The following is an 18,376-nucleotide window of genomic DNA, read 5'->3' on the forward strand; positions in this document are numbered from 1 at the left end:
CCTGTCCCGCTTTATTTTAGTTTTCGAACCAGCCCTTCAACCGTGCGCCGGTCCACGACATGTTCTTTCCTTCCCCACATTCTCATGGTATACCCTAATAAAAACGTCATCACGAGCACGATCGAACCGATAAACGTATAGATGCTTGTCTCATGAGATGGGAAGTAATAGCTGACAATAAACGCATAAACTCCCAATACCAGCATATTGACGACCAGAAACAGCGATTTATTAGCAAAAGACAGCTGTTTTGCATTTTGAATATTCCCCTTTATCTATTTTTTTACCCGCAGTACTCACCCGCTTATATACCTTGTTCCTCTCTATAACCGTGCAGCCATTCGCTTCGAAGGTCTTGAGCATCGGAACATTCTTCCGGCTTGTAGAACCGATGTAATAGCAGGCACCAAATTTCTCCTTTAATAGACCAAGTGCCTGTCGGTGAAGTCGCTTACTCTTCCCTTGACTACGCGCTTCCGGTACAAGGCCAAAATAAAACAATCTTCCTTCATCGGTTGTGCCCGGTTCAATATGCGGCATGACAACTCCGATGGGAAGGCCGTCCTCATACGCAACCAGACAGGAGCTCTGATAATCTTCGCCAAGCTCGTCTTTGACACTTTGCATATGCCCGTCCATGTCGAGAGAAGAAGGTGCGTTTAACGACTGACTCATTGCCTGTTCCCAAATATCCTTGAACGCTTCTTCCGGGATATCATGGAGAGAGGCTGTGTCAAAATAGTGTGGTTGCCGCGTTTCCTTATTCCATGCTTTTTTCACCATGACGTTCTCATCGTGCAACCGGAAGCCATGGTTTGTTAAAAAAGATTCGATATTAACATTAAATTTATTAGGGATAAGGAGCGTCATTTCCTTAGAATCGAAAGACGGATCTTTCTGTAAGTGAGTGACGAGGTTTTTCATCTCCTGATCCGTCAGATCTCTGGTATCCTCTACCGTCACGTACTGCTCCCCTTCCACAAACTTAACTTTATCGTAAACCGCAAATCGATCAGCGATTTCCTGATAGGACGGCGTTTCCAATACATCCGTTAGGAAAGCGGCCTTCGCCTTCCGGTACGCCTCCATGTCCGCTCCTTCATACCGCTTTTTCAAAGAATTATACTGTTCGGTGTAAGACGGTTTTTCTATGAAAAATCGTGTCATCTGCTGAAAGTGGTCGACGGAAGTGCCTTTCACCGTCAACTGGAACCCCACCGGCAGCACATCTTCTTCAAACTCAAAAGCGCAGAAATAAGACGTTTGATCACTGCCTGTATTCACTGGATACAGCTCTGACAACTTTGTCTTCGCCTCGTCAAAACCCTCCTGAGTGACGCGCACCTGAAGATCGACATCCCCTTTCGTCAGCGAGCCTGTTACGGCTGTACTTCCAACATGATAGACTTCTGCTTCCGGTATTTTATTTTGAATTTTAGTTTTATGCTTTTCAAAAACCTTCACCGCTCTCTCCCGAAACTCCTCTTCCGGGGAGAAGATAACTTTTTCAATCATTTTATGACAACCTCCTGAGTTAGTATATCTGCTGGCTGAACTCAACAATCACATTGCTATCACCGCTTTAATTGAATTTACTTTTCTACAAACAGGTGGGAAAATAAGGTAAGCTTAATATATAATTCTTTCGACACGGAAAAATGATTACCTCTATTTTTGAATAAGGAGAGGGTTTAGATGATTATTTACGAGGCATCCAAAACAGAATTCATATCAGATGTCACTAATGAACTCTTGGTAGAACGTTTGTATAACTCTTATCAAGAAAAGATTGGCAGGACATCAAAGAGTGAAATCCTATCATGGGAAAATTCCCTCCAGCGTATGTCCAATGTCATGCAGGATAGAGATATTCCTAAAGATTCTTCCGTTGCCATTGAATTTAACATACCAAATACCTCCAAACGAGTGGATTTTCTGGTGGCAGGAAACAGCGGGTCTCAGGACCATGTGGTAATTGTAGAATTGAAACAATGGTCTGATGTGGAAAAGGTCGAAGGAAAAGACGCTTTAATCGATACATATCTAGGTGGTGGGAGAAGATCAGTCACCCACCCTTCTTATCAAGCTTGGTCTTATGCGGCATTAATAGAAGGCTTCAACGAAAATGTCCAGGAACAGCACATTAAGCTGAATCCCTGTGCTTATCTTCATAATTATCGAAAAGTAATGGATGATCCACTAACCGATAATCACTATGAGGAGCATCTGACAAAGGCCCCTGTTTTTACAAAAGGTGAGATCCAGAAACTTCGCAATTTTATTAAAAAATATATCCGCAAAGGCGATGAAAATCAACTAATCTATCAGATCGAGCATGGCAGAATCCGGCCATCAAAATCACTACAGGATTCCTTAAGCAGCATGCTGGAGGGAAATGAGGAATTCCTTATGATAGATGAACAGAAGGTATTTTACGAGGAGGCCTATCATCTGGCATTAAATGCGGTGAAAGAAGATAAAAAGCAAGTAATGGTCATCGAAGGCGGACCGGGAACCGGGAAATCCGTCATGGCTGTCCATTTACTGGTTAACCTGATCAACCAGGATTTGATGACTCTTTATGTCTCCAAAAATTCTGCTCCCAGGGAAGTTTACGCCTCGAAACTGAAGGGCACGTTGAAGAAAACTGAAATCGATAACCTGTTCAAAGGATCCGGGAGCTTCACCAACTCGGATTTTAACGAGTTCGACGTCATCGTCGTTGATGAAACGCACAGGTTAAATGAAAAGTCTGGGTTTTACGGAAACCAGGGCGAAAATCAGGTCAAAGAGCTTATTAAAGCATCTAAGTTCACCCTTTTCTTCATTGATGAAAAGCAGCGGGTAACCTTGAAAGATATCGGCAGCATGAATTTAATAAAAAAATACACCGAGGAATTTGATGCAGAGTTAATTACCGGCAAACTGATATCCCAATTCCGGTGTGATGGCTCGGATGCCTACATCGCCTGGCTGGAAGACGTGCTTCAGATTCGTGACACAGCAAACACCCATAACTATGGTGTCGACTATGACTTTCAGGTTTTCGATAACCCTCACCGGATGCTCGGAGAAATTGAAGAAAAAAACAAGGTAAACAATAAATCCCGTATGCTGGCAGGGTATTGCTGGGAATGGCCGACAAAAGAACGAAGAAACACTGAATTCAAAGACATCACCATCCCAGAGCATGAATTCGAAATCAGCTGGAACCTGCAGGATAGCATCTGGGCGATTGACCAGAATTCTGTCAGTGAGGCAGGATGCATCCATACCGCACAAGGACTGGAGTTTGATTATGTCGGAGTAATTATTGGTCCAGATTTATACTATGAAGATGGATATATCAAAACCGATTACACCAAACGCGCCCGCTCCGATCAGTCTTTAAAAGGGATTAAAAAAATGGCTAAAGAAGATCCGGTGAAAGCTCAGAAAGTTGCCGATGAAATCATCCGTAACACTTACCGGACGTTAATGACGCGAGGGCAAAAGGGTTGTTTTATTTACTGTGTCGATCCAGCATTGAATGAGTATTTTAAGTCACGTTTGAAGAAAACAGTACTTTATAATGATTTGTCACCTGGTAGTTTTGATAAGGTTGCTGAAGATAAGGAAAGGTATAAATAAAATTGTCTGGAAAAGTAATAATTTCCTTCAAAAATGCCTGCCCCATTGTTTGAATTAGCGGGAGCAGGCATTGTTTTAGGTATGCTCCAGGAGACAGCTATTATTCCAATTAATGGTAAGTTAATGATCTACGTAGTTTGTTTTCTTTTAAAATGTCCTTCCCCCTCCCTCGTTCCCAATCTTCTCCTCTTGAAAAATCCAGCATTTTCCTTAGAATGATAGTGTAAGATTTTACTAGGGGGAGGTTACGTACAGTGGATACATTATTTGCATTGCTTGCCTTCGCGACCCTCATTCTTATGGTCGTCGGGTTGTTCTCGCCAAAACGCGCATTGTTCTGGTCGAATAAAAAGCAGACTCGTAAGCGTGTGCTTCTCATCTACTCCCTCGCCTTCATCATCAGCATGACCTTGTTTGATATGACCTACAGCGAGGAAAACGAAACGACCGAAGAGTCCCAGGAAGACAAGGTAACAGACGATAAAGAAGCAAAAAAAGAAGATCCGTCCGACGATCAAGCAGACACCTCAAGTGATTCCGATTCTGCAAAATCAGATAAAAAAGCTGAAGATAAGAGTCCAGCAGCCGATGACAGTTCCAATGATACAGGGAGCTCATCAAAAGAGAAAAACAACAGTAGTAAGGAAGATAAATTCGTTCCTTCTGAGAATAATACCTCGAAACAGCAGGACAACAGCCCGGATACAAATGCTACAGTCAGCCACGTCGTCGACGGAGACACCATCGAAATCAACTATAAAGGCACAAAAGAAGATGTCCGGCTGTTGCTTGTCGATACACCGGAAGTACACGGTGTTAAACAGAAATTTGGCCCGGAAGCATCTGCTTTTGCCAAAGAACTGCTGAAGCCCGGCACAAAAGTTAAATATGAAACCGATGGACCGAAGCGCGACCATTACGGCCGACTGCTCGGCTATCTTTGGGTGAACGGCGAACTGTTCAATGAAAAACTGCTCGAGAACGGGCTCGCCCGCTATGCCTATGTGTATGACCCGCCTTATAAATATCAGAACCGGCTGAAACAGGCGGAAACGCGCGCCCGCAATCAAGGAATTGGTATCTGGAGCATTGACGGTTACGTCATGAGTGACGGGTTCGCAGCCGGAGCGTCTTCCTCAGGAAGCTCAGGCGGTTCACCGTCCGGCGAATCTGATTCCGACAATGACTCCGGGGCAGCCGGAAATGCTGGCGGCAGCGATTCTTCCTCAGGTTTGAAATACGACCCGAATGGACCGGATCGTGACTGCGGTGATTTCGACACCCAGGCAGAAGCCCAGGCATTTTATGAAGCAGCTGGAGGCCCTGGATCCGATCCGTACCGCCTCGACGGTCATGACGGAGACGGGGTTGTATGTGAAAGTTTACCTTAAATGAAAAGTGCCCGTCTCACTGCGTTATTATTTTTATCCAGAAATGGTGGGGGTAGTTCATGCAGGGGACATGGGCACTTTTATTTTATAAGAATGAAAATTCTATTTACACTCATCATGGCAATTTGACCCTTCCAAAAGAGAAAATCAAATAACAACCAGTTGACTTTATCTCAAATTCGAGATATGATTATCTTGAATTTGAGATAAATGATAATCACCTCTACATGGGTGTTTTATTTTTCGCTATATATCTTGAATTCAAAATACTATTTCTTAATAAACTTCCTCCATTTGGGCATAAGAAGAAAAGAAGTGAATGAGTTGTATTTTTTTATGGAGGTGTGCCTTAAGGATAGCCAGTTAAAGTACAGGCAGGAAGGTGTTAAACATGGGATTTTTAGATAAATTATTTGGAAAATCAAAGGAGATGGAAGAAATGTCAAACGTAAAATTAGCTGTCATTTTCTACACAATGGGTGGAACGAACTATCAAATGGCCAAGTGGGCGGAAGAAGGAGCAAAAGAAGCCGGGGCCGAAGTAAAAGTATTAAAAGCCGAGGAACTGGCACCGCAATCCGTCATTGAGGCTAATGAAGCTTGGAAAGCAACCGTCGAAAAAACAAAAGACGTACCTGTCGCGACATCCGCTGACCTCGAATGGGCAGACGCCATTATTTTCAGCATCCCGACACGCTTTGGCAACATGCCATCGCAAATGAAGCAATTCCTTGACACACAGGGCGGCCTTTGGGCAAGCGGCAAGACGATCAACAAAGTCGTCAGCGGTATGACTTCTGCGCAAAACCCCCACGGCGGCCAGGAAGCAACTTTGTTGGCTCTGTATACATCAATGATGCACTGGGGCGCGATCATCGTTCCTCCAGGTTACACCGATGAAGTACTATTCGGTGCAGGCGGAAACCCATATGGAACAAGTGTATCCGTGGATCAGGACGGTAATATGGTCGAAGATGTAGAAGGCGCAGTCAAGCATCAGGCAAAACGTACCGTCACTGTTGCCGACTGGGTGAAAAAAGGAATTCAATAATTTAGAAGTAGCCAGAGTACCCAGGTGCGGACGTCAAATTCACTCACCTGAGCACCAGATAATATAAAGATGCCTGGATCCTTGTTTGCTGATAATGCAGTACAATAGGAACCAGGCATTTTTTATCTGCTTTTCACAGAATCACGTTCGATAAACTCAGTTGCAAGTTTATAAGTCTGATCGACCGATTCACCGGCGAGCATCTGGAAAATCAGATGGACGGAGAGCGATCCCGCTTCGTATTTCGGCTGCCTTACTGTTGTGAGCGGAGGATGTACGTATGCCGCTAGTTGAATATCATCAAACCCGATGATAGAAATATCTTCCGGCACCCGAATTCCTTTTTCTGAAAAGGCCTGCAGTCCGCCGATGGCCATTTCATCGTTAGCATAGAAGATAGCTTCCGGTAAATTTTGCTGGGCGATCAAGGTGCGGGTTGCCCGATAGCCGCCTTCTCTGGTGAAATCACCGTTGATCTTCCAGCGGGAATGATATGGGATTTCGGAAGCCGCTAACGCAGCTTTATAGCCTTTGAACCGCTCCATGCTATCATGAGAAGCCAATGGGCCGCTGACATAAGCAATCGAGCGATGACCTTTATCCAGTAGATGTTTCGTCGCATCATAGCCGCCCTGCTGGTTATCGACTTCCACGTGGATTACATTGGGATTGTCCACTTCCCGATCGAGCACTACAATCGGAAAATCTTCCCGTGCCGAAGCTTTAATGGCTTCGGTACTGATATTCATTGCGAGTACAATCGCTCCGTCGACACGCTTCTCCCGCAAAAACTTCGTCGCAGTCGACTTATCTCCGCCTACCGAACTGCAGGCAATCAGATCATATCCGTTCGATGTGGTGACGTCCTGTACGCCTTTGATCAGTTCCGAAAAATACGGACCTGATAGATCGCTTAATATCAACGCAATCGTATTGGTCTTCGTCCGTTTCAGGTCGGAAGCGATACCGTTTTTTTGATAATTCAATTCCTGTGCCGCTTTCAGCACTTTATCGACGGTTGCCTGACTGACTTTATTTATCCCATTAAGGGCATAGGATGCTGTCGACACAGCAACTCCTGCCCGTTTCGCTACATCTTTAATTGTCGCCATCTAATACTCCCCCCCAATCACGCAGCACTGTCTATTTCTATTGTAAGCTTTCCCGACCCTGGCATACACTCATTTGATTCCAGACATTGTAAATCCTTCGACAATGTACTTCTGGAAAAAGGAAAAAATTATAATGATCGGAATAACCATAAACGCCGCACCCGCCATTTGCAAGGCGAAGTTATTGGCATACTGCCCTTGAAGCAAAGACAAGCCAACCGATAACGTGTACAGGCTTTCGTCATTCGCGATGATCAACGGCCATAGGAAACTATTCCATCCGGCAATGAACGTCAATATTCCCTGCACGGCAAAAATCGGCTTGGCAATCGGGGTGATCAGCCGGAAGAAAATATAGAACTCGCCGGCACCATCAAGTCTTGCCGCTTCCAGTAAGTCATCGGGAATCGTGGCCATGAACTGGCGGAACAGGAAGATACTGAAAGCAACCGCAAGGCCTGGCAAAATGATCCCGGCCATTGTGTTGGTCAGTCCCATGGCATTCAAAATCAAATAAACAGGAATCATCGTTACCTGTCCTGGAATCATCATCGTTGCAAGAACAAGGTAAAAGATTTTTTCCCGGCCCTTAAAGTGATATTTCGCAAATCCATAGCCTGCCATGGCATTGAATAACAGGCCGAGGAAAGAAAACAGTACAATAATAATGGTATTTCGTAAGTAAACCGCGAAATTCATACTCGTAAATAGCTTGATATAATTTTCTATGGTAGGATTATCCGGAATGATCGTCGGCGGGATCGCCAGCACTTCATTTTCCGGCTTGAATGAGCTTGAGATCATCCATAGAAACGGGATGGAAACCAAAACTCCGCCTGCAATCAGAAGAAAGATGACAAGCGCTTTTTCCGGCTTGCTTCTTTTTGTAGCTGTAGCCATATCCTCCACTCCTCCCTATTATAATTCCGTGTCTTTTTTTTGAACTTTGAACTGGAAGACCGTTACGATAATAATCATCGCAAACAGGATGAACGAACCTGCAGCCGCATAGCCGAATTCACTGTATTGGAAGCCTTCCTGATAAATGAAGAGTGCAATTGATATCGTTCCGTCCAAAGGTCCGCCATCAGTCATGACAAATGGTTCTTCGAAGAACTGCATCCAGCCGATCAGTGTCGTCACTGTAACGAAAAAAGTGGCATACCTCAGTAATGGTAATGTGATATGGAACAATACCTGAAGACGGCTTGCTCCATCCATTTCGGCTGCCTCATAGTAGGATTTCGGAATCCCCTGAAGTGCTGCGAGAAAGATGATCATATTGATGCCGATGCCTTTCCAGACGGCCAGGATAATCAACGAAATTTTTGCAATCGTCGGTTCCTGGAGCCAAGGAATATTATCGACAGAAATCAAAGACAGTAAGTAATTGAACAGTCCATATTCAGTGTTATATAAGTATCCCCAGATGACGGCAACCGCGATGATGTTGGTAATCGACGGCATATAGTAAACCGCACGGAATGTATTGAAGATCCAGCTGGTACCATAGTTCAAGAGTAATGCAATCGATAATGAACAAATGATGACAAGAGGTACACCAATGATGACATAGAAAAAAGTGTTGAAAATAGATTTAATGAACGTTGCATCGGAAAACAGATCTTTATAGTTTTCTAAACCGATAAATGAAACCGCCGACCAGTCCGCCAGCCCTTTTAAATTCATATCCGTGAAGCTGATCACCAGCGCAACCAGAATAGGAATCAGACTGAACAACGTCAGTAAAATGACAGCTGGAGCGATAAACATATATGGATGCCGATTATTCAGTAATTGTTTCATAGAACCACCTACCTCCACTTGGTTAGAAAAACTTGGCTTATCGCCAAGTCCTTATGGCAGAAGCCTTAGTATTTTCTTATACTTTACCAAAGTTAAACTTTCCTAAAGTGTAAATAGAAAAGGGAATGAAATCGACTTCCATCCCCTTCTCCCTTCAACATACAAGCTTTTATTCTTCTAACAGACTTTGCGCTTCTTTATTGAATGCTTTCAGCTCTTTTTCCAAATCAGCACCACCCTTGGTGATTCTTTCAATCGAGCTAAGCAATTCCTGGGCAATTCGTTCAAACTTTTCGGTTTGCAAGCCTGGTTTCGCATTTTCCATCTGTTTCCCGAATGTTGCGAACATCGGATCATCTTTAAGCATCGGATCTTCCCAGGCTTCAGTACGGGAAGGCAATGTATTGGAAGTTTTTGCCCATTCTAATTGTGTTTCGGTTTCAGTCATATAGGAAATGAACTCCATTGCCCCTTTAGGGTTGTCAGCACTTTCAAATACGGATAGTACAGAGCCACCCATGCTGGATGTATTGGTTTCTTTTTTCGGCATAACAGCAGTCGCCCATTTTCCTTTGAGATCCGGTGCCTGGTCGTTAATGATGTTGACCATCCAAGGACCACTGAAGAACATCGGCTTCGATCCATCCGCGAATGCTTGTGTGATGTCTTTCCCTTGCTGTGCCTGACTGATTCCTTCTTCGAAATAGCTGGTGTAATATTCGATTGCTGTTTTGAATTCAGTTGTATCAAAGTTCAAGTCATTGTTTTCCAAATCCGCTTCATAACCATTTTGCCAGGCGAAAATGAACGGGGTGATCTGGTCGTTAAGGTCAATATCAAGCCCATACATATCGTCGCCACGAGCAGCAAGTTTACCTGCTGCATCTTTCAATTCGTCCCAAGTCTTCGGCGCTTCGTTATAACCCACTTCTTTCAACAGATCAGTACGATAGAATAATACCCGTGTATCAACATACCAGGGAATACCGACGACTTGATCGCCATGTTCCATCGATGCAACAGCACCTTCAAAGAAATTGTCTTTTGCAAAAGAATCATAATCTTCCATGGAATCGGATAGATCTTTCAATGCGCCGGCTTCTGCAAATTCCGGTACCCAGGTCGTACCCAGCTGCACAACATCCGGCCCATTACCGGAAGCAACAGCTGTAAGCAGTTTATCGTGAGCCTGATCCCAAGGAATAGCTTGTACATCTACCTTATAGTCAGAATTCTCTTCAAATTTTTTACTGAAATCTTTTAACAGCTTGCCTTCTTCTCCCATCGCCCAAACCGTAACTTCTTTATTATCTTCACTGGATCCCGATTCATCACCGGAAGAACAAGCCACCAAGATACTGGATAAGACTACAATCAGCAAGATCATCAATTTACCCTTCACAAACAAGCACCCCTTTTTAAGTTTTAGTGAAATTAGTTGAAACGTTTCGATAACTGCATTATAATTTATTTTGAATCCGCTTTCAAGTATGTTTTCTAACTTTTTTGATAATTTCTAAGGGACTGTTAAAAGGTGGCATTATTCGTATTGACTTAGAAATCGCTCCCATTTATACTGCAATTATTATTAATTTCGAAACGTTTCAATAAAAACGGTTTTATAGGAGGATGTAATATGCCAGAGAATAAGATGGAACAATTACTGGAACAAATGACGGTGGAAGAAAAAGTCGGTCAGCTCGTTCAATTGGCTACCCCTTTCTTCCGGGGTGCTACCGACCGCGGGGAAATCACAGGTCCGATGGTACAAATGAATATCGATGAAGAAGATATCAAAAACACTGGTTCTGTGCTGGGCGCATCCGGCGCAAAGGAAACGAAAAATATCCAGAAAGTCCATATGGAAGAAAGCCGCCTCGGCATTCCACTTTTATTCATGTCTGATATCATCCATGGTTTTAAAACGATCTTCCCTGTACCATTGGCAATCGGCTGCTCGTGGGATATCGAACTGGCAGAAAAAAGTGCAGCGATTGCAGCTAAAGAAGCAGCTGTAGCCGGCGTCCATGTTACATTTTCACCGATGGTTGACCTCACCCGGGACCCTCGCTGGGGACGCGTGATGGAGTCGACTGGTGAAGATATGTTTTTAAACAGTGAATTCGCCCGAGCATTTGTACGAGGCTTCCAGGGGGATCTCGATAACGAAAAATATAAAGTCGCCTCCTGCGTGAAGCACTTTGCGGCATACGGTGCTCCTGAAGGCGGACGTGACTACAATACCGTTGACATGTCAGAATGGATGCTCCGGGAAAATTACTTACCGGCTTACAAGGCAGCGCTGGATGAAGGCTGTCAAATGGTGATGACGGCTTTCAATATTTTGAACGGCATCCCATCAACCGGGAATGAGCAATTGATGCGAGGCATACTGCGTGATGAATGGGGATTCGATGGGGTTTTGATTTCCGACTGGGGTGCGGTAAAAGAATTGATCCCTCACGGTGTCGCCGAAGGTCAGAAGCAGGCAGCTGAACAAGCATTGAAAGCTGGCGTTGATATTGAAATGATGACCTCCTGCTATGTCAATCATGTTGAAGAGCTGATACAAGAAGGTACGTTGGAGGAAAGTTTGCTCGATGAAGCTGTGCTGCGGATCTTGAAATTAAAAGAAAAGCTCGGACTGTTTGAGAACCCGTATCGTTTCGCCAATGAAGAGGAAGAAGAAAGATATATTCTTTCGGAAGACCACCGTCAGGCCTCAAGAGATCTGGCTGCAAAATCGATTGTGTTACTGAAAAATGATGACATGCTCCCACTGGCATCCGACAAAAAAGTCGCGCTCGTCGGTCCGTTTGCTGACAGTACGGATGTGCTTGGGCCATGGTCCTGGGGAGGACGTGCAGAAGATACCATTACCGTCAAAACCGGACTGAAAGAATATCTTACTGATGAAAACCTGCTTGTTGCTAATGGCACCGGGGTCGAAGAAGGCACAGAACAACAAATCAAGGAAGCGTTGCAGGCGGCAAAACAGGCAGAAGTCGTAGTGCTGGCGCTTGGCGAGGATTCTGATATGAGCGGAGAAGCCGGCTGTCGTGCCGACATTCGACTGCCGGAAGTTCAGCTGGATCTTTTGAAAAAGGTAAGAGCACTAGGTAAGCCCGTTGTAGCCGTTTTATTCAATGGCAGACCACTGGATTTACGAGAAGTTACTGAAAATGCAGATGCCGTACTAGAAGCATGGTACCCAGGCACCGAAGGCGGAAATGCAGTCGCCGACATCCTGCTCGGCAAGGTCAACCCTTCCGCCAAGCTGTCAATGTCCATGCCTTACTCGGTCGGACAAGTCCCTGTCTACTATAACAGCTACAACACCGGACGTCCGAAAGACGCACCAGACGCCCAGGAACGCTATGTATCCCAATATCTCGACATTCCGAATGGCCCACTTTTCCCATTCGGCTACGGGTTGAGCTACAGCCAATTCAGATACTCAGATCTGCAGCTTTCCAGAGAAACGCTTGCAGCTGATGATACCTTGAACGTAAGTATTAATGTGACCAACACCAGCGACCTGGCCGGTGAAGAAGTAGTGCAACTGTATGTCCGTGACCATGTTGGCGAAGTCGTAAGACCGTTGAAAGAACTGAAAGCTTTTGAGCGGATTTCGCTGGAAGCAGGCGAATCTCGAACGATTTCCTTCAAGATAACGGAAGAACAACTGCGCTATTATCACGCCAACCTTGAACATAAAAGTGATGCCGGCGAGTTTACAGTGTTTGTCGGAACCAACAGTGAAGATGTACTCGCAAAGAGCTTTCGATTACAAAAATAACTGGATGATCAGACCAAATCGCAATTGGATTTGGTCTATTTTTTTAATCAAAGGAAAATTGTAATTTTATGTGGAATTAAATATAAATACGGAAAAGTGATATTAAAGGAGAAAACGTGATGAACCGATTAAATCTTATTACCCTGGGTACGAAAAACATTGTCAAAGCACATCAATTTTTTAAGGAGCTTGGCTTTGATACCTCCATTAGAGGGACAGAGTCAAATCCAGTTATTATTTTCTTTAAAAATCAAGGGACGAAGATCGCTTTGTACCCTTTAGAAGAACTGGCTAAAGATGTGAATAATGACAATCCCCCTGCTATAGCAAATGGGTTCTCAGGCATAACATTAGCTTATAATGCAAAGTCCATGGAAGAAGTAGATGAAGTATTGAAAAAAGCAGAGGCAGCTGGTGCTGTCATCCAAAAAGAGCCTGAAAAGACGGACTGGGGAGGCTATGGAGGATATTTCACCGACCTTGATGGCTACTATTGGGAAGTTGCCTACGGAGAAGATTGGGAATTTGACGAGTCCAATATGTTAATTATTAAGGACGAATAATAGCTATTCCACTCATAAAAATAATGCCTGGGACTATTCCCAGGCACTATTTTTAGTTCTAGTATATCTACTATCCAGTTTCCTCCTGCAGAATATCTATGAAATTATAAAGCACCCGGGCGGTAAGCCCCCAGATCACTTTTTCTCCATAGATATAGAAATATTCCTCCATCTGCCGAGGTCGCCAGTTATAATCCCTGCCATTCGGAATAAGTTCGTAAGGAAAATTCTCCGGCGGCTTCACTTCCAATGTCACATAATGGACTTCCGGTTCATTATTGAGGAAGAAAGAAAGCGGAACGGTGAACACTTCCCCTACTTCATCCGGGTTAGGGAGTATTTCCTCCAACGGACAGTTAATAAAACCAACATAGGTATTGACGCGCATATCCATAGAGCCAATCAATTGTCCTAATGGAAATACCTGCTCGATATCCTTGTCATCTACCCCAAGCTCTTCCATCGATTCCCGCACTGCAGTGTCCTGATCGTGCCTGTCTTCTGCATCTTTTTTTCCACCTGGAAAACAGACTTCTCCCGGCTGCCTGATGTTATGCGAACGCACTTCAAACAGAAGATGCAGCTCGCCATCTTTTTCTATTAAAGGTAGCAGGATGGAAAATGGCTTCATTTTTTGCTGACCGAGGATAGCTGGCGTATGATTTTTCATTTTAGTCATGATGGCATCGAGATTCATTACTTCACCCCACCTAGCTTTTACTTATATCTACTATATCAAACTTCGGGTTATAACCTCGTAATAAAGTCTCTATTTTGTACAGTGCACTTTACTATTCAAATTCAAACCTTTTTGATAGATTAATAAGTAAGAATTTTTAAATAATTTACAAAAGAAAGGTGAGATTATGCTGAGAAAACTATCTTTTTCCCTGATGGCTGTTATGATTGGTTTAATGACAGTTGTTGGAAGTGCTTCCGCATCAACCGTTACATACCCAAACTCAATTGTACACAAAGACGGGGCACTGGCTTATGAACATATGGATTATCTCGCAAATGAAATCGGCTCACGCATAGCCGGCACAGAAAATGAAAGATTAGCAGAACAGTATATCTATGAGCAATTCGAACGGATCGGCTACGAGACAGAGATTCAGGAATTCAGTTTTGGTGAAGGTTACGATTCTTCCAATGTGATTGCTTATAAACCTGGTAAATCAAACGGACAAATTATGGTGGGCGCCCATTATGACTCGGTATCAGCAGGAAAAGGTGTAGACGATAATGCATCGGGCGTAGGCGTGATGTTAGAAGCAGCAGAAGTATTGAAAAATATCAAGACACCCTACTCTGTTGTATTCATCGCTTTCGGAGCAGAAGAATGGGGCCTGCAGGGTTCAAAAGCATATGTCGAGCAAATGACAGAGGCGGAAATAGATAACACGGTAGGAATGATCAATTTAGACAGCTTAGCTGTCGGAGATCAGATGTATGTATACGGGAACGCTGGCAAGGACGGTTTCATCCGTGACCAGGCATTAAACATTGCGGAAAAGAAAAAATTAGATTTAGAAACCAACCCAGGGCTCAACCCGGATTATCCTGCTGGAACAACCGGTGACTGGAGCGACCATGCTCCATTCAAGGCTGCAGGCATCCCATATGGGTATCTAGAAGCGACAAACTGGGAAATCGGCGCGCTTGATGGCTACGACCAGACGGTAGAACATGGAGGTATCTGGCATACCGAAAAGGATACTCTGGCCTTCATCGAGCAGGAATATCCAGGAAGAATTCAGGAACACCTCTCCACTTTTAGTACCGTATTAACTGATTTGCTCAAGTTCATGAATAAAACCAGCACATCAAAATAAAATGGAAGGATAAACAAGACTGGCCTGAAATCGTCGGAGATATTTCCGACAGAAAGGCCAGTTTTTTCTTATGGTAAAAAGAAGCGATTAGCGTTACAATAAAGAAGTCGATATACCTTTAAGGGTATGTAAGGTTTACCATTAGAAAGGAAGAAACGCCATGTCTGAAAAAGCTATGAAAGTCGATCAGTCAAACAGCCATCCTGAGTGGCTGCAAAATTATATAAATTCTACCGAAAAACTAAAAAGTCTGTATAGACGTACGCTCATCATCGTTATTATCGCGCAAATCTTCGGAGGTGCAGGACTTGCGGCCGGAATTACAGTCGGAGCCCTGCTTGCGGAGGATATGCTTGGCACTAACAGCTTCGCCGGGCTACCAGTTGCACTGTTCACACTCGGTTCTGCAGGAGCAGCGATGGTTGTTGGGCGACTGTCCCAGCAGTTCGGACGACGGCCAGGACTGACGATCGGGTTTGTGGCTGGTGGTCTTGGGGCAATCGGGGTTATTTTTGCTGCCATCATCAATAGTGTTATTTTATTGTTCGCTTCTCTATTAATCTATGGTGCTGGCACGGCTACTAACCTGCAGGCACGCTATGCAGGTACCGATATGGCCAACACAAAGCAGCGGGCCACCGCCGTCAGTATGGCGATGGTTTCTACTACGTTTGGGGCGGTAGCCGGACCGAATTTAGTCGGTGTCATGGGTAATTTTGCTACGTCCATCAGTGTGCCTGCATTAGCGGGGCCATTCATTCTGGCTGCTGCTGCCTACATCCTTGCCGGATTGGCCATTTTCATCCTGATGCGCCCGGATCCACTCCTTGTTTCCAAAGCGCTGGCAGATGTCCAACCAGTCGATGACAGTGCCGCACCAGGGGTAACCCTGCCTGCTTCCTGGAACAAACGAGGCGTGATCATTGGCGCAACCGTCATGATCCTGAGCCAGATCGTCATGGTCGCCATCATGACCATGACTCCGGTACACATGGGAGCACATGGGCATGGCCTTAATGCCGTCGGACTCGTCATCGGAATCCATATCGGGGCCATGTACCTGCCTTCACCACTTACCGGTATTCTCGTTGATAAAGTGGGACGGTTCACGATGGCGATCGCTTCAGGAGTCACCCTGCTTGCGTCGGGGATTTTAGCTGCTACTGCTCCTGGTGAATCAATGACTGGATTGGTCATTGCCTTGGCTTTACTCGGGCTGGGGTGGAACTTCGGTTTGATCAGCGGAACTGCTATTCTCGTTGACGCTACAACTCCAGATAACCGAGCCAAAACACAAGGCAGCGTCGATGTCTTTATCGCGCTGGCCGGTGCATCGGGCGGAGCAATTTCCGGTGTGATCGTAGCGCTTTCGAATTTTCCTACACTATCTATTATCGGAGGGGTTGTCTCGATTTTACTTGTACCATTTATCATTTTATATCGAAGAAGTACTAATTGAGGTAGATAACATTTTGTTATCTACCCCTCTTTTTAGCACGCATTTGTGATCGTCACCTAACCAAATCCCTCGAATAACATAGCTGTAGATTGCTTAAAAATGTACGAAATGAAAGAAAAGAGGGATTTTACATGTATAATTGCTTCAGACGAAATGTCACCCATCCCTGGCCAGTACCCTATTACTACTATCCTCAAGTCAACCCGGCTTTTTCACAAATACGGCCTGTCAAGTGTATCAGCCCGGCAGAGGATAAGCTGAAAAGTGATATGCGAAGCCTGTGGGAAGAGCACGTTGCCTGGACCCGAATGACAATTATCAGCTTAACCTTTAATTTGCCAGATGTTAATGAAGTTATTACACGACTGCTTCAAAATGCAACCGATATGGGAAATGCGCTTAGACCATTGTATGGTGACCAAATAGGTCATAAGTTTGGAGATTTAATAAAGGAACATTTGCTTATTGCTGCTGATCTTGTCAAAGCAGCACTGGCAGGAGATCAGCAGGCAGCCGCCGAGGCGGAAAAAAAGTGGTATGCCAATGCAGACGAAATAGCTGTTTTCTTAAGCACAATCACCCCTTTCCTAACAGAAGACTCAGTACGTGAGATGTTTTATAAACATTTGGATCTGACAAAAATGGAAGCAGTAGTCATGATACAGATGGATTACAAGAAAGACATTGCCATCTATGATGAAATCGAGGAACAGGCACTGGAAATGTCCGATGCCATCACAGATGCAATTGTTAAGCAATTTCCAGGGGTATTTGGATGACATACGCAAAAGCAGCCTCTTTTTGCTTAAAGAAGAAGCTGCTTTTCATGTTCACGCTCAAACCCATTTTATCTATCACCCTACCTTAACTTACCTATCCGAGGGATCAATTATGTATTCGGTAATAGGCATTTTCCTTATTCGATAAGAATAATTTTGCCTAAGGAGATTTTTTCGAGAGGAGTGAGGCTTTGAAGAAATTAAATCCTGAAAAGCTTTCGGTGGAATTCAGAGAAAGAGTCACCGAAACCACGCCTATCCTGCCAAGGCGCTACACGCTTACGCACTCGGACATTACCGCTGAGCTTTTTTTAACCATTGGACGGAATTATGCCTACGATACTATCAACCCGATGAGGGATGAAGTACTTGGCGAATGGCTCAATACAGAAGACGGCTGCTACTACCAGGCGTACGTTTTTGTAGATGGCACAGGGCCCTTTAATCAGTCCACAGCTTCTATTCGCAATACGATATTCAGACGGGAATTACCGCTAGCTCTACAGGCGATCCGTTATGGAGATAAACAATTTTTCATACACCACCCCCAATTAAATCAAGCTCCCCTCTTCATCCATTTTATTTCGGTGAGTCCACAGTTTAACCGGAATGAATCTTGGGGTACGTTTTCCGAATATGAAATCTGACATAGCTTCCTATTGCCTCCTTCCCTGCCCTAAAAGTTGGCCCTCTAATTTGCACAAAACTGTTTTCGTGAGCAAAACCGGCAATCACTTCTGTGCCTGTTGTTAATTTATCACCAGCCATTCCTTCCTCATTGAACAAGATGCTGTAATAACTTCCTAACGCCATTTTCACCACTTTGATCACTGGGAAAATTCCAACCAGCATCACAAACCCCAACACAACACTTAATAAATTATCCATCCAATCCCTCCTAAAATAAATTTGGTTATACTTGCTAATTGGCTAAAACATGCCGATTTCCTT

General features: G+C 44.3%; 17 protein-coding genes. 9 read left to right on the forward strand and 8 right to left on the reverse strand.

Going from position 1 to position 18,376, the window contains the following annotated elements; all coding sequences use genetic code 11:
• Positions 1-11 precede the first annotated feature (11 nt).
• Positions 12-206 (reverse strand): hypothetical protein, encoded by a 195-nt coding sequence (locus P855_RS22140; RefSeq protein ID WP_152526247.1) that lies wholly within the window; start codon positions 204-206, stop codon positions 12-14.
• A gap of 25 nt (positions 207-231) precedes the next feature.
• Positions 232-1,515 (reverse strand): GNAT family N-acetyltransferase, encoded by a 1,284-nt coding sequence (locus P855_RS21565; RefSeq protein ID WP_051353251.1) that lies wholly within the window; start codon positions 1,513-1,515, stop codon positions 232-234.
• 180 nt (positions 1,516-1,695) lie between these two features.
• Here P855_RS21565 and P855_RS0115465 point away from each other — a divergent pair, with 180 nt between their 5' ends.
• The 3 genes from P855_RS0115465 (at position 1,696) to wrbA (ending at position 6,072) form a co-directional block, all read left to right on the forward strand.
• On the forward strand, positions 1,696-3,630 hold the full coding sequence (locus tag P855_RS0115465; RefSeq protein WP_028784420.1) for a DUF2075 domain-containing protein: 1,935 nt from the start codon (positions 1,696-1,698) through the stop codon (positions 3,628-3,630).
• 254 nt (positions 3,631-3,884) lie between these two features.
• A complete protein-coding gene (locus tag P855_RS21570) occupies positions 3,885-5,021 on the forward strand; it encodes a thermonuclease family protein (protein WP_051353252.1) in 1,137 nt (378 codons plus the stop codon).
• 439 nt (positions 5,022-5,460) lie between these two features.
• The gene (gene wrbA, locus P855_RS0115480; protein ID WP_028784421.1) at positions 5,461-6,072 is read left to right on the forward strand and encodes an NAD(P)H:quinone oxidoreductase type IV; all 612 of its coding nucleotides are present in this window, start codon (positions 5,461-5,463) and stop codon (positions 6,070-6,072) included.
• Between the two features lie 122 nt (positions 6,073-6,194).
• Here the strand turns inward: wrbA and P855_RS0115485 are convergent, their stop codons facing one another.
• From P855_RS0115485 to P855_RS0115500, 4 genes are all read right to left on the reverse strand, one after another.
• Positions 6,195-7,184, reverse strand: coding sequence for a LacI family DNA-binding transcriptional regulator (locus P855_RS0115485; protein WP_028784422.1), 990 nt, complete (start codon positions 7,182-7,184; stop codon positions 6,195-6,197).
• 69 nt (positions 7,185-7,253) lie between these two features.
• Positions 7,254-8,084 (reverse strand): carbohydrate ABC transporter permease, encoded by an 831-nt coding sequence (locus P855_RS0115490; RefSeq protein ID WP_028784423.1) that lies wholly within the window; start codon positions 8,082-8,084, stop codon positions 7,254-7,256.
• Between the two features lie 18 nt (positions 8,085-8,102).
• Positions 8,103-8,990, reverse strand: a complete 888-nt coding sequence (locus P855_RS0115495; protein ID WP_028784424.1) for a carbohydrate ABC transporter permease — start codon at positions 8,988-8,990, stop codon at positions 8,103-8,105.
• Positions 8,991-9,159: 169 nt separating this feature from the next.
• Entirely contained in the window at positions 9,160-10,392 is a 1,233-nt protein-coding gene (locus P855_RS0115500; RefSeq protein ID WP_028784425.1) for a sugar ABC transporter substrate-binding protein, read from the reverse strand.
• Between the two features lie 234 nt (positions 10,393-10,626).
• On the opposite strand from P855_RS0115500, the gene P855_RS0115505 reads away from it, so the two are divergent.
• Positions 10,627-12,789, forward strand: coding sequence for a glycoside hydrolase family 3 N-terminal domain-containing protein (locus P855_RS0115505; RefSeq protein ID WP_028784426.1), 2,163 nt, complete (start codon positions 10,627-10,629; stop codon positions 12,787-12,789).
• Positions 12,790-12,908: 119 nt separating this feature from the next.
• Positions 12,909-13,352, forward strand: coding sequence for a VOC family protein (locus P855_RS0115510; RefSeq protein ID WP_028784427.1), 444 nt, complete (start codon positions 12,909-12,911; stop codon positions 13,350-13,352).
• Positions 13,353-13,422: 70 nt separating this feature from the next.
• On the opposite strand, the gene P855_RS0115515 is transcribed toward P855_RS0115510, so the two are convergent.
• Positions 13,423-14,049, reverse strand: a complete 627-nt coding sequence (locus P855_RS0115515; RefSeq protein ID WP_028784428.1) for an NUDIX hydrolase — start codon at positions 14,047-14,049, stop codon at positions 13,423-13,425.
• Positions 14,050-14,218: 169 nt separating this feature from the next.
• Here P855_RS0115515 and P855_RS0115520 point away from each other — a divergent pair, with 169 nt between their 5' ends.
• The 4 genes from P855_RS0115520 to P855_RS21875 all read left to right on the forward strand — a co-directional run bounded on the left by P855_RS0115520 (position 14,219) and on the right by P855_RS21875 (position 18,072).
• Positions 14,219-15,187, forward strand: coding sequence for a M20/M25/M40 family metallo-hydrolase (locus tag P855_RS0115520; RefSeq protein ID WP_028784429.1), 969 nt, complete (start codon positions 14,219-14,221; stop codon positions 15,185-15,187).
• A gap of 160 nt (positions 15,188-15,347) precedes the next feature.
• Positions 15,348-16,646, forward strand: coding sequence for an MFS transporter (locus tag P855_RS0115525; RefSeq protein ID WP_028784430.1), 1,299 nt, complete (start codon positions 15,348-15,350; stop codon positions 16,644-16,646).
• Between the two features lie 131 nt (positions 16,647-16,777).
• The gene (locus P855_RS21145; RefSeq protein ID WP_028784431.1) at positions 16,778-17,425 is read left to right on the forward strand and encodes a hypothetical protein; all 648 of its coding nucleotides are present in this window, start codon (positions 16,778-16,780) and stop codon (positions 17,423-17,425) included.
• Between the two features lie 191 nt (positions 17,426-17,616).
• Positions 17,617-18,072, forward strand: a complete 456-nt coding sequence (locus P855_RS21875) for a staygreen family protein (protein WP_084315718.1) — start codon at positions 17,617-17,619, stop codon at positions 18,070-18,072.
• On the opposite strand, the gene P855_RS0115535 is transcribed toward P855_RS21875, so the two are convergent.
• On the reverse strand, positions 18,026-18,313 hold the full coding sequence (locus P855_RS0115535; protein ID WP_028784432.1) for a hypothetical protein: 288 nt from the start codon (positions 18,311-18,313) through the stop codon (positions 18,026-18,028). The two genes, P855_RS21875 and P855_RS0115535, sit on opposite strands and share 47 nt — an antisense overlap.
• Positions 18,314-18,376: the final 63 nt, after the last annotated feature.

The organism is Thalassobacillus devorans MSP14 (assembly GCF_000496835.1).
Classification (GTDB): Bacteria; Bacillota; Bacilli; order Bacillales; family Halobacillaceae; genus Thalassobacillus; species Thalassobacillus devorans_B.